We start from the raw sequence: 12,942 nt of genomic DNA, 5'->3' as shown, positions 1-12,942 counted from the left end.
GGGCCAAGAATTGATCCTGGCGTGTGCACGGCAATGATCCAGCATGATGACGAGATTCGGCAGTCGCCTCTTTGACCAGGCCTTCGTGCGCAGCGGACCGATCCGCTGGCTGGTGGTGGGCGGCATGCTGCTGATCGCGGCGATCGCCGTCGGCGCGACGCTGATGGCACAGAATTTCCGCGAACGCGCGCTGCGCAACTCCGGCCGCGAGCTCGAAAACACCGTGCTGATGCTCGCCCATCATTTCGACCAGCAATTGCAGGATTTCGCAGTCATCCAGAAGGATTTCGTCGACCACGTCCGCGCAACCGGCATCAATAATGTGGAGGATTATCGCAAACGCCTCGCGGGGCAGGACATCCACCGCATGCTGCGCTCGAAGATCGAGGCGCTGCCCTACATGGGCGGCGTCAATGTCATCGACGCCGAAGGGAATCTGGTCAACTCGTCGACGGCATGGCCGGCCCCGAACGTGAACGTTGCCGATCGCGCCTATTTCCGCACCTTCAAATACGATCCCTATTCGCCTGACGTGCTGATCGAGCCGCTGCACAGCCGCATCTCGGGCGCCTGGACCATCCTGATCGTCCGCAAGATCCTTGGACCGAACGGCGAGTTCCTGGGCGTCGTCGGGCGCGGCATCGAGCCCGCCAATTTCGAGAAGTTCTTCGCTTCCGTCGTGCTCGGTGAAGGCGCGTCGATCTCGATGCTGCATCGAGACGGCACGCTGCTCGCCCGCTATCCCCTTTCCAGCGAATTGATGGGGCGGAATTTCAAGACCGGCCCGTTCTCGCATCAGAGGGTTTTCGGGCTCGATCACTTCGCCGGTCGCTTCGTGAGCCCGATCGATGGCGACGACCGGCTGATCTCCTCGCGCGCCCTGCCCCACTTTCCGATCCTGATCATGGCCACCATGACGCGCGCGGCGGCCCTGGCGGACTGGCGCGAGCAGATCGGCATCCTGATCTCGGTCGCCGCCTCTTCCGCGCTCGCCATCGCCGGCGTGCTGATCGCGATCGTGCGCAAGCTGCTGGAGCAGCACCGCCTCTCGCGGGAACGGCTGACGCTGGAAAAGCAGCGTCTCGACCGCGCCGTCAACAACATGACGCAGGGCCTCCTGCTGTTCGATGCCGAGCGGCGGCTCGTGATCTGCAACCAGCGCTACATCGAGATGTACGGACTGTCGGTCGAGACCGTGAAGCCCGGTTGCAGCTTCGACGACATCATCGCCCATCGCAAAGCGACGGGCTCGTTCACCGGCAATGTCGACGACTACGTTGCGCGCGTGCTGCGCGACATCCACCTGCGCAACTCCATGGTGGTCGACACCTCCGACGGCCGCTCGATCCAGATCGTCAACGAACCGCTCGCGGACGGCGGCTGGGTCGCGACGCATGAGGACATCACCGAGCGCCGGCGGACCGAGGAACGCATCACCCACCTCGCCCATTACGACGCGCTGACCGACCTGCCCAACCGCGCCATGTTCCACGAGCATCTGCGCGAAGAGCTGGGTACCATCGCCGACGGCGAAGAGATCGCGGTGCACTACATCGACATCGACGAGTTCAAGGGCGTCAACGACGCACTCGGTCATCTCGTCGGCGACGAGCTGTTGAAATCGGTCGCACAGAGCCTTCGCCGCTGCGCAGGTCCGATGGACTTCGTGGCACGGCTCGGCGGCGATGAATTCGCGATCGTACAGAGCGCAGTAACATCGCTGGAGGAGGTCAACGAACTCGTCGCACGGGTGTTCGAGACCATTAGAATGCCGTTCGACTGCATGGGCCATCATCTCACCACGGACGCCAGCATAGGCATCGCGCTTGCACCGAGACACGGGACCGCGCTGGACCAGATCCTGAAGAATGCCGATATGGCGATGTATGCGGCCAAAGCCGCCGGCCGCCGCACCTATCGCTTCTTCGAACCGGAGATGGACGCCAAGGTCCGCGAGCGGCGGCAGCTCGAGATCGACCTGCGCCACGCCATCGCTCATGGCGGCCTCGAGGTCTATTACCAGCCTTGCCTCGGCCTGAAGGACGACCGCATCACGGGATGCGAGGCGCTGGTACGCTGGCGTCATCCCGAGCGCGGCATGGTCTCACCGGCCGAATTCATCCCGATCGCCGAAGATACCGGCCTGATCAACGAGATCGGCGAATGGGTGCTGGCGACCGCCTGTAGGGATGCAGCAAACTGGCCCGACGACATTCGCCTCGCCGTCAACGTCTCGCCGGTGCAGTTCAAGAGCGGTACGCTGGCGCTGAAGATCATGGCCGCGCTCGCCGCCTCCAATTTGCCGGCGAGCCGGCTCGAGCTCGAAATCACCGAGGCCGTGCTGATCCGCGACGACGACGCAGCGCTCGCGATCCTGCACCAGCTTCGCGCCATCGGCGTGCGCATCGCGCTGGACGATTTCGGCACCGGCTACTCGTCGCTGAGCTATCTGCACCGCTTCCCCTTCGACAAGATCAAGATCGACCGCTGCTTCGTCGACGACATCGCCGGTCCCGACGGCTCCGCCAGCATCGTCCAGGCCGTCGTCAACCTCGCGGCCGCCCGCCGCATGACCACCACGGCCGAGGGCGTCGAGACCGAAGAGCAGCAGCGCCTGCTCCGCGCGCTTGGCTGTTCCGAGATGCAGGGCTATCTGTTCAGCGCCGCGAAACCCGCCGACAAGATGCTGGAGTTGTTCGCACTGCATCGCAGCCGTCTCGCCCAGCGCGGTGGCGAGGAAATTCGCCGCCGCGAGGCAGGCTAGGTCTTCGGCCGAACGGGCTGATCCCTCCGGGTTGACGGCTTCATCCCCGCGATGAAGTGCTGGTAGAGCGCGACCGCGCTCGCCGCTCGGCCGAGCGCGACAGCCGCTACGAAGCAACGTTTGCCGCCATGAACCCGACCTGGACGGCGGCCCCAAAACGAAATCGCCCGGGAGCGGTGATCCACTCCCGGCGAGTCCGGACGTCGCAAGAATTAGTTCGGCACCGCCGCCTTCGACCCGGGCTTGGAGGCAACCGCATTCGCGGTGACGCCGTGCAAGAAGTCGAAAGCCGTATGCAGGGCTTTGTCGTCCTTCTCTTCGGGCGGGACGTAGGATTGTGATCCGGTCTGCTCGGTGCCGTCGGCGGCCGACAGATGCCCGCGCATCTGGGATTCCGCCATGGTGTCCATCCGGCCCTTCAGCTCGGGCGGCACGTCCTGGAGGATCTCGATGTCCGGCGCGATGCCCTGGGCCTGGATCGAGCGGCCCGACGGCGTGTAGTAGCGCGCCGTGGTCAGCGCCAGCGCACCGTTGCCGGCGCCGAGCGGAATGATCGTCTGCACCGAGCCCTTGCCGAACGACCGCGTACCGATCAGCGTCGCACGCTTGTGGTCATGCAGCGCACCGGAGACGATCTCCGAGGCCGAGGCCGAACCGCCGTTGATCAGCACGACCAGCGGCTTGCCCTTGGTGAGATCGCCGCCATGCGCCGTGAAGCGCTGGGTCTCTTCCGGATTGCGCCCGCGGGTCGAGACGACCTCGCCGCGTTGAAGGAATGCGCTCGACACCGAGACAGCCTGGTCGAGCAGACCGCCTGGATTGTTGCGCAGGTCCATCACATAGCCTGCGAGCTTCTCCGACGGGACCTGTTTGGAGATCGACGCGATCGCCTTCTTCAGGCCGTCGGTGGTCTGCTCGTTGAACGAGGTGATGCGGATATAGCCGATGTCGCCGTTCTCGACGTGGAAGCGCACCGGGCGCACATGGATGATCTCGCGGGTGATCGCGACGTCGAGCGGCGCGTCGGCCCCCTTACGCACGATGGTGAGCTTGGTCTTGGTGTCGACCGGGCCCTTCATCTTGTTGACGGCCTGCTCGAGCGTCATGCCCTGCACGGCCTCGCCGTCGATCTTGCTGATGAGGTCGCCGGACATGATGCCGGCCTTCGAGGCTGGTGTATCGTCGATCGGCGAGACGACCTTGACGAGGCCATCCTCCATCGTGACCTCGATGCCGAGCCCGCCGAACTCGCCGGAGGTGGTCTCCTGCATCTCGGTCCAGGCCTTGGCGTTCATGTAGCGCGAATGCGGATCGAGCGAGGTCACCATGCCCGTAACCGCGCCTTCGATCAGCTTGGCATTGTCGGGCTTCTCGACATAGTTCGCCTTGACCCGCTCGAACACCGCGCCAAACAAGTTGAGCTGGGAATAGGCATCGTCCGCGCTCGCCGCCGCCCGTGCCGCCCACACGCCGCCGTGGGGACTGGCTACCAGAAGGGTCAGACACGCTCCCGTGAGCGCGCCCAGGGGGAACAGCAGGTTTTTCCGCATGGATTGACTGGCCTTTTGCTTAGCGGTTCTCTTGAGGGGCTTGTCTCTCGGGCTTGGAAGCCGCCATGCAAATGGCGATCCAAGTCACGTCTCACAACACCATTCTGGTTTCTTCAAGGCCGGCCTGCCGTGCCGGCGGTACGGCGAAGAAATCCCTTCGCCGCGGCTTAAACTTTTGGCAACGTTCCGAAACCACCTTGTGCAAAGCGGACATCGGTCGGCCGCCTACGCCTCGCAGCTATGCGATTTTAGGATGGTTTTGGAGGGCCGGACGCGATAGGCGATGGCGATAAGACTTCAAATTCTCGGGAGGACAACAATGAACGACGCGCCCCGCATCCGGCCGGAAAGGAACGTCGAACTCGGCGCCAGCAACGAGCCGTTCCAGAACCTGCACGAATTCATCCGGAAAGCGCGCGCCAATCTCAACCAGAATGCCTGGGACTACATCGTCGGCGCTGCCGAGACGGAGACCACGATGCGCCGGAACCGGATGGCGCTGGACGAGATCGCCTTCCGCCCCCGCGTGCTGCGCGATGTTCGCAAAGTCGACGGCTCGGTCGAGCAACTCGGCCGCAGGATGCGGCTGCCGGTGGTGCTCGCCCCGGTCGGTGCGCTCGAAATCTTCGATCCCGATGGTGCGGCAAGCGTAGCCCGCGCCGCCGGCACCTTCGGTGCGGCGCACATGTTGAGCTCCGTGTCCGAGCCCGGCCTGGAAAAGACTGCCGAGGCCGCGCCCGACGCGCTGCGGCTCTATCAGCTCTATGTCCGCGGCGACGATGCCTTCGTCGCGGATGTCGTCAGCCGCTCCGAAAAGAACGGCTATGCCGCATTCTGCCTGACCGTCGACACCGCCCATTACAGCCGTCGCGAACGTGACATCGCCAAGCGCTACGTTCGCGAAAGCCGCCTGCGCGCCACCGGCGGCGATTTCCAGAAGGGCCTGGAGTGGCGGACCGTGAAGATGATCAAGGACAAATTCAGGATCCCGCTGATCCTGAAGGGCATTGCCACGGCCGAGGACGCACAGATCGCGATCGATCATGGTGTCGAGTGGATCTACGTCTCCAACCATGGCGGCCGTCAGCTCGATCACGGCCGCGGCGCCATGCATGTGCTGCCTGAAATCGTCAAGGCGGTGAAGGGCCGCGCCAAGATCATGGTCGATGGCGGCTTCTGCCGCGGCACCGACATCGTCAAGGCGATCGCGGCGGGCGCCGACATCGTCGGCATCGGCCGGCTGCAATGCTGGGCGCTGGCGGCGGCCGGCGAAGCCGGCGTGATGCGGATGCTGGAACTGCTGGAGGACGAAGTGCTGCGCTGCCTCGGCCTCTTGGGTGCCACCTCGTTCGCCGAGGTCGACAAGTCCTGCCTGCATCAGGCGACTGCAACGAATGCGCCGAGCGTGTTCAGCGCGTTCCCCCTGTTCGACCACGATCCCTATCGATACTGAAGTGAAAGGACACGATGACCTCGCTCTCTCCCGGCAGCGCCGATGCGCTCCTGTTCGACCTCGGACGCGTGGTGCTCGATATCGACTTCTCCAAGGCGATCGCCTGCTGGGCGGGACATGCCGGCTGCCAGCCCGAGGCCATCGTTGCGCGCTATGTGCGTGACGAGGCCTACCGGCTGCACGAGGTCGGCAAGATCAGCGACGAGGATTATTTTCAATCGCTGCGTTCATCGCTCGGGATCGACATTTCCGATGCGCAGTTTCTGGAGGGATGGAACGCGATCTTCGCCGGCGAGATGCCCGATATCGCCGAGCTCTTGCCGCGCGCTGCCAAGCAGATGCCGCTCTATGTCTTCTCCAATACCAACCGGCCGCATGTCGACTATTTCTCGAAGGAATATGCCGGCGTGCTCGGCCATTTCCGCGAGCTCTATTTGTCGTCCAGCATCGGCCTGCGCAAACCGGATGCGGAGGCGTTCGACCATGTCGTGACGTCGATCGGCGTGCCGGCCAGCCGAATCGTGTTCTTCGACGACCTTGCCGAGAACGTCGAAGGGGCACGGGCGCGCGGATTGACGGCGGTGCATGTCACCTCGCCCGGTGATGTCGGCAACGCCTTGCGAGCGTTGGGAATTTGACTGCCGACGCCCGGCCGGATCTGGTCGGGTTCCGAGGACCAAATCTGCTTGGGAATGCGGAACCAAATCACTTTGTGCATTTTTGTACAGAGTTCCGGGAACGGAAATACTTCCTCCGGACTCTATGAGTCCGTTGGGACTTCTACATCGGACTTATTCTCGTGCTGGGCAAAGCCTACCTCACAAAGCAAGCTTCTCTGCTGCTCGAATTCGCCAGAACCACCTCGGATTCGCGCCTCTCCGCCAAGCTCATCAGCAAGGCCGCCGACCTGAAATCTCAGGCCGATCCGCTGCCGGACAAGGATCAGGGCCCCAAAGCTCCGGACGTGACGCCTAGCGTCAGTTCGGGCGAACAGACGCAGAGTTGATCGATGCTGGCCGTGGCTCTCGTCATTCTCGTCCTAGCCATGGCCACTCTGGTACCAATCTGCCTCGTCCTGGAGATCATGTCCCGCCCGGCCTGACATCGCCTTCGTTGCCTGCGAATGCGTCGTCGGGATGATCATTCCGCTCGGCTGCTCTTTTGCCTCTGCGCTCGCGCTCGGCTAGAAGGCTTCCTGCCAATTCGTCCGCGAGCAGGAGTTTTCGCCGTGGCTCTCATGCCGGTTTCCGATGCGCTTGCCGCCGTGCTTGCCGGCGCGGAGCCTCTGGCCGAGGAAATGGTTGCTCTCGACGCAGCCTTCCACCGTGTGCTCGCCCGCGACGTGGCGGCGCTGCGCACGCAGCCGCCGGAAGCGATGTCGGCGATGGATGGCTATGCCGTGCGCGCGGCCGACGCGGGGGCGATCGATTCCCGACTGACGGTGATTGGCGAGGTGGCGGCGGGTCGTCCGTTCGCGGGAACGGTCGGCGCCGGCGAAGCCGTGCGGATCTTCACCGGCGGCGTCGTTCCCAACGGTGCCGACGCGGTCGTGATCCAGGAGGATACGGTCGCGGACGGCACGCGCATCACGATCAAGGAAGCCGCGATTCCCGGTCGGCACATCCGCCCCGCAGGCGTTGACTTCGCCGAAGGCGACGTGCTCCTGCGCAAGGGAACCCGTCTCACCGAGCGCGACCTCGCGCTCGCCGCCGCCATGAATCACCCGCAGCTTGCCGTCTGCCGCCGCCCGAAGGTCGCGATCCTCGCCACCGGCGACGAACTGGTGATGCCAGGCGCCGCGCCCGGCCGCGGCCAGATCGTCTATTCCAACGGCTATGCCCTGCACGCGCTCGCCCGCAGCGAGGGGGCCGAGACCATCGACCTCGGCATCGCCGCCGACACGCTGGAGGCCACCACCGCCGGCATCCGCCGCGCCCGCGAGAGCGGCGCCGACATCCTGGTCACGACCGGCGGCGCATCGGTCGGCGACCACGATCTGGTCCAGCAGGCGCTGAGGGACGAAGGTATCTCGATGGCGTTCTGGAAGATTGCGATGCGCCCGGGCAAGCCGATGATGCATGGGCGGCTCGGTGCGATGCGCGTGATCGGCCTGCCGGGTAATCCCGTCTCCTCCTATGTGTGCGCCTTCCTGTTCATGGTCCCGCTGATTCGTGCGGTATCGGGTCGATCCGTGATTCATCACCGCCATGAGCGCGCCGTGCTCGGCCGCGATGTGGGCGCAAACGATATGCGCGCGGATTATCTTCGCGCACGTCTGGAACAGCGCGACGACGGCACGCTGGTGGCCGTTCCCGTCCATCACCAGGATTCCTCGCTGCTTGCGAATCTCGCTGCGGCACAGGCACTTCTCGTGCGCGCGCCGTTCGCGCCGAAGGCCGGAGCCGGCTCGCCTTGCGAGGTGCTGCGCCTGCCCGTCTGAGCGCATCCACCACACGTGTTCCGCGAACTTTGTCGTGTTCACGCAAAATTAAGCAGTTGCGGAACACATATCGAACATATAGTGTCCGTTCATGATTTGTTTCGAGGATGTAGCGGTTCGCCGCTCCAATTCAGCGTCTCGCAATCGAACGACATCAACCGGGGGACTTTGGTCGAGATGTTAACGCGCAAACAATACGAGCTTCTGCGGTTCATCAGCGAACGTCTGAAGGAAAGCGGCGTGCCGCCCTCCTTCGACGAGATGAAGGATGCGCTCGACCTGCGCTCGAAATCGGGCATCCATCGCCTGATCACCGCGCTGGAGGAGCGCGGCTTCATCCGCCGCCTGCCCAACCGCGCTCGCGCCATCGAGGTGATCAAGCTGCCTGAGCTCCAGGCGGCCGCCGGCAACCGCCGCGGCTTCACGCCAAGCGTCATCGAGGGCAATCTCGGCAAGGTGCGCGCGAGCTCCAGCCCACCCGCCGACGAGGGCGAGCGTCCCGTTGCGGTGCCGGTGATGGGTCGCATCGCAGCCGGTACGCCGATCGAAGCGTTGCAGACCCGCAGTCACACCATCAGCGTACCGCCCGACATGCTCGGCTCGGGCGAACACTACGCGCTCGAAGTGCGCGGCGATTCGATGGTCGAGGCCGGCATCCTCGACGGCGACATGGCGCTGATCCAGCGCAACGAGAGCGCCGATACCGGCGACATCGTGGTGGCGCTGATCGACGACGAGGAAGCGACGCTCAAGCGCTTCCGCCGCCGCGGCGCGTCGATCGCGCTCGAGCCCGCCAACGCCGCCTACGAGGTGCGCATCCTGCCGCCGAACCGGGTGAAGATTCAGGGCAAGCTGATCGGACTGTACCGCAAGTACTGAGAAGACTCAGTGGTCATTCGATACCGATGATTCCGATTGGAGCGGACGGATTGTCCGCTTCAGCTGGATAGTCTTTCTGGTCTTGGGCAGATTATCTGGCCCCTTTCCAAGCGCTACGTCCTCGGCATGCCGCCCGAAGCACTCATCGCTTTGCGGCTCAAGAGATCGAGGAGACAACGATGCGTAGGATCGTTTTGAGCGCCTTCGCAACTGTGCTGATCGCTGCATCGGCAGCGCAAGCATTCGCAGTACAATCGCAGCACCATCCCCGCAAGTCGGCGCATGCGACAACGAGTGAGCAATTCCGCAGCGCCCGAAGTGCCGTCGCGCGACAGCCACAGCCGAGTTGGCCATATTCCGGATGGTCGGCGCCCGCAGGCCGCTGACGCTCGCATCCGCCAAATGCACTGAAGCGAGCTTTGTTCCTATTGGATTCGGGAAAGATAATGTGATCGCATCCGACTGACGCCAGCCGCAGATTCGCCCACAACCAAGCAGAATGTTACGTGCTTCCACTCTGATAGAGGCTTGCGCCTCCGAAAGAGGCGCGGGTTGCTATCTTCGAATAGGAGCACCCGATGTGTGACTACAGTCTGCATGCCGTTGCATCGCGCCCCGCCGAAGTCGGCGAGACGATCGTGTCGACAACGTTCCGCGGCACCTCGACGCGCGGCTTCGCTTCCGCGGCCGACCCGACCGTGGCCGTCTGCCTGCTGCCGGGAACGGAGCTCGCCTTCGCCGACAACGTCCGTTACGACAATCGTTGGATCTGGACGCGCACGATCAACTCCCGCGTCGGCAAGTTCGGCAAGATCGATCCGCACATTCCCGATCGCCATCATGACGCGATCGAATTCCCCGACGGCAAATACGTGCTGGTGACGCAGCTCGTCGAAGGCCAGCACGCAACCGTGCTGCAACTGCCGGTGACGCAGCCGGTCAGCGAGCGCGAGCACAAGCCGCAGATCGATGCCGACAGCCGGCCGACGATCACGCGTCTGCCGATCGGCTGAGCCGTCCCTGGCCACCAGGTCGGGCCAGGATTGAAAATGCCATCGCCGGCCGAGGCCGGCGAGATGGTATGATTTATGTTCTGCGGAAGTCCGGCTGGACCCGGACCAGCTCCTGCATTTGTTCTTAATCGTCTGGCCTTAATCGTCGGCCTGCAAGTCGGTCTCCGCCGGAGTCGCGTCCCGGTTGCGGGCCGTAGCGGCCTTCGGCGCGAGGCTTCCGTCGAAATCACCCTCGCCGGCGCCGGCCGGGAGCCAAGGGCGGCTTGTGCCTCTTGCTCTCACAGCCTGAACCGCAAAACCGTCACCACGCTGCGTCAACGCCAGCGCGCCTTGGCTGGTGAGACGCTGCCGATCGACCACCATCGCCGCGCAATCGGGCGGTGCGGGCCGCCGCGTCACTACCAGCGCGGCGCGGCTGCAATCATCAGCCAGCGCGTCGATCCGCAAGGAAAGCGCAACCAGCCTCCCGTCGGCGAGCGGCGTCACGCAGCCGGCCTCGTCGCACGACACGCCGTCGGCCAGCGAGCTACTCCCGGCGTCGCGCGGATCAGCGTCGGCAGCTAACCACTCCCTAAGCAGAAAGCCGTCCTTGCTCGTCCGGATCACATGCAGGTGTCCGTCGCGGCCGCGCACCGCGACGCTCGCGCCGTCTCCGGCAATCAGGATATCGGGCTGCCGCACCGACAGCCCCCAGGCAATGGAAGCCAGTAGCAGCAGGGCACCAGACCAGCGCAAGGGGGTGCGCAACAGGCCCATCACGATGATCCCGAGGCTTGCCGCGACCAGCGGCGCGATGCCGAAGGCGGGGATGCGGCCGACTGCGCCCGGCAGTGCCGCCACCCAGCGCGATACCGCGACCATCCAGTCGATCCCGATCCCCATTAGCCACCAGAACACGCCGTCGAGCCCGAAGGGAGCCGCGAGCAATCCCAGCAGCCCCGCCGGCATCACCAGCGCCGAAACCACCGGCATCGCGCCAAGATTGGCGAGTACGCCAAACGGCGTGACACGGTGGAAATGGAAGGCGGCGTAGGGCGTGGTCGCAAGCCCCGCGATCAGCGAGGCCAGGAACAGCATCGCGATCTCGCGGCCGCCCCATAGCGCGATGCGCGCTGTCGCCGAATGATCGGGCGAAGCAAACAGGTTCGGCATGCCGATCTGCACCAGCGCGACCAGTCCGAGCGTCGCGGCGAAGGACATTTGAAAACTCGGATGCACCAGCGCTTCGGGCGCGACCGCGAGCACGATCAGCGCGGCCACCGCCAGCGTGCGGAAGGTGATGGCGCGGCGATCGACCATGACCGCGATCAGCACCACCGCCGTCATGAAAAACGATCTTTGCGTCGCGACCTCCGCGCCTGACAGCAGCAGATAGAACGCGGCCGCCACCAGCGCTGCAGCTGCCGACCATTTCTTGATGGCAAAGCCCGCCGCCAGCCCCGGGATCAGTGCCAGTAGCGCACGCACCGCGAAGAACACGACACCGGCGACAACCGCCATGTGATAGCCGGAGATCGACAGCACATGGCCGAGCCCCGAGATGAACATGGCGTCGTTGACGGGCGTGGTGATCGCATCGCGCCGTCCGGTGAGCAGCGCGGTCGCGATCGCACGGTTGTCGCCCTCGAGCGTCGCACGGATGCGCGCGTCGATCGCATCGCGCAGGCCCTGCATGAAGGCCGCGTAGCGCAGCCGCAGACCACCGGCATCCGGCGGCACTGAAGCGGTGATCGCGCCCATCACGAAGCCGGAGGCGCCGATGCCCTGGAAGAACATGTCGCGGGAGAAATCGTAGCTGCCCGGGCGCACGGGAGAGATCGGCGGCATCAGGCGCGCCTTCAGCTGCACGAAGCTGCCGACCTCCGGCGCCGTCCCCTTGCGTACCGACAGGCGCACGCGCTCCAGCCTGACGTCGCTGCGCTGCGCCTCCATCGCGGTAACGCGCAGCACGAAGCGATCGGTGCGCTCGCGGATGTCGCGGGTCTCGACGAAGCCCGACAGCGACACCGAATAGAGCGGCTTGGCCAGCACGGGATGGGCGATGCGCGCCGTCTTCCACGTCGCCATGGCAAAACCCGCCGCCACCGCCGCGATCATGATCGCGGGCGCGAACAGCCGGCTCCGCCGCAACAGGACGGCGCCGAGCATGAGCGCGGCCGCCGTCGCGGCAACGACCCACAGCACGGGCTCGTGATCGGCGGCGAAATAGAGCGCGATGCCGGTACCGAAGGCGACGGGCACCCAGGGCAATAGCCGCCCGGCGCCGGCCTCAGCGCGCGCCCATTCGCGCAGCGTCTCGACGGTCGCGGGCCACGCACCAAAGCCCGCCGGCGCAAAGCCGCCGGCCGATGTGGCGCGGCCAACCGGCCACGTTCCAGCGACTCCCTGGGAGCGTACTGGCTGCACCGGCTCCGCCATTCCCCTGCACCTTACGCTACGCGACGGGTGCAGAGGCTACCGGAACGTGCGGCTGCGCGAATAGCGGTACGGATCAGGAACGAACGCGGCGAGACCCTACTTTTCCCCTCCATCGTCACGGCGAGCGCCGCCTTGGCATCTCTTCTGGATTCCTCGCAACGCCTGAGACGTCTTTGACCAGAAGTCGCGAAGTATTCGAGCCCTTGCGATCTCGTTCGCAAAGCGTCCTGCGACAGATCGATTGAGCCGAAAGTCTCATAAGTTGCCGGCCCGAGGTGGGATTACACTACGGTTCCCCGCCTTCCCGACGGACGGGCAAGGCAGTGGTGGCTCGCGGTTCTAAGGCCGCCGGAGCTCTTCTCAGGTGGCGCGAAAGTGCGCCTGAAGTCAGACGTTGCCGACGCAACTCTTTGAATTGGCGCCTG

9 protein-coding genes are annotated in these 12,942 nt (G+C 64.9%); 7 read left to right on the top strand and 2 right to left on the bottom strand.

All coding sequences use genetic code 11. The features are described 5' to 3' along the window. Positions 1-43: 43 nt before the first annotated feature. A complete protein-coding gene (locus XH85_RS22475) occupies positions 44-2,764 on the top strand; it encodes a bifunctional diguanylate cyclase/phosphodiesterase (protein WP_128933517.1) in 2,721 nt (906 codons plus the stop codon). A gap of 212 nt (positions 2,765-2,976) precedes the next feature. On the opposite strand, the gene XH85_RS22465 is transcribed toward XH85_RS22475, so the two are convergent. After that, entirely contained in the window at positions 2,977-4,314 is a 1,338-nt protein-coding gene (locus XH85_RS22465) for a S41 family peptidase (protein ID WP_128933516.1), read from the bottom strand. 319 nt (positions 4,315-4,633) lie between these two features. Here XH85_RS22465 and XH85_RS22460 point away from each other — a divergent pair, with 319 nt between their 5' ends. From XH85_RS22460 to XH85_RS45260, 6 genes are all read left to right on the top strand, one after another. Beyond that, positions 4,634-5,767: an alpha-hydroxy acid oxidase gene (locus tag XH85_RS22460; RefSeq protein WP_128933515.1), complete on the top strand. Its 1,134-nt coding sequence runs from the start codon at positions 4,634-4,636 to the stop codon at positions 5,765-5,767. A gap of 14 nt (positions 5,768-5,781) precedes the next feature. After that, positions 5,782-6,405 (top strand): HAD family hydrolase, encoded by a 624-nt coding sequence (locus XH85_RS22455; RefSeq protein ID WP_128933514.1) that lies wholly within the window; start codon positions 5,782-5,784, stop codon positions 6,403-6,405. A gap of 161 nt (positions 6,406-6,566) precedes the next feature. Beyond that, positions 6,567-6,773, top strand: a complete 207-nt coding sequence (locus XH85_RS22450; protein WP_128933513.1) for a hypothetical protein — start codon at positions 6,567-6,569, stop codon at positions 6,771-6,773. A 222-nt stretch (positions 6,774-6,995) separates the two neighbouring features. Then, on the top strand, positions 6,996-8,207 hold the full coding sequence (locus tag XH85_RS22445) for a molybdopterin molybdotransferase MoeA (RefSeq protein ID WP_128933512.1): 1,212 nt from the start codon (positions 6,996-6,998) through the stop codon (positions 8,205-8,207). A 177-nt stretch (positions 8,208-8,384) separates the two neighbouring features. Beyond that, positions 8,385-9,086 (top strand): transcriptional repressor LexA, encoded by a 702-nt coding sequence (gene lexA, locus XH85_RS22440; RefSeq protein ID WP_091886069.1) that lies wholly within the window; start codon positions 8,385-8,387, stop codon positions 9,084-9,086. Positions 9,087-9,664: 578 nt separating this feature from the next. Beyond that, positions 9,665-10,099, top strand: coding sequence for a hypothetical protein (locus XH85_RS45260; protein WP_164940408.1), 435 nt, complete (start codon positions 9,665-9,667; stop codon positions 10,097-10,099). A gap of 138 nt (positions 10,100-10,237) precedes the next feature. Here the strand turns inward: XH85_RS45260 and XH85_RS22425 are convergent, their stop codons facing one another. Next, positions 10,238-12,517, bottom strand: a complete 2,280-nt coding sequence (locus XH85_RS22425; protein WP_128933510.1) for a ComEC/Rec2 family competence protein — start codon at positions 12,515-12,517, stop codon at positions 10,238-10,240. Between the last annotated feature and the right edge of the window lie 425 nt (positions 12,518-12,942).

Origin of the sequence: Bradyrhizobium zhanjiangense (genome assembly GCF_004114935.1) — a bacterium.
GTDB classification, from domain to species: Bacteria; Pseudomonadota; Alphaproteobacteria; order Rhizobiales; family Xanthobacteraceae; genus Bradyrhizobium; species Bradyrhizobium zhanjiangense.
Note: the sequence above shows the minus strand (reverse complement) of the source record. Positions and strands in the feature narration are given on the sequence as shown.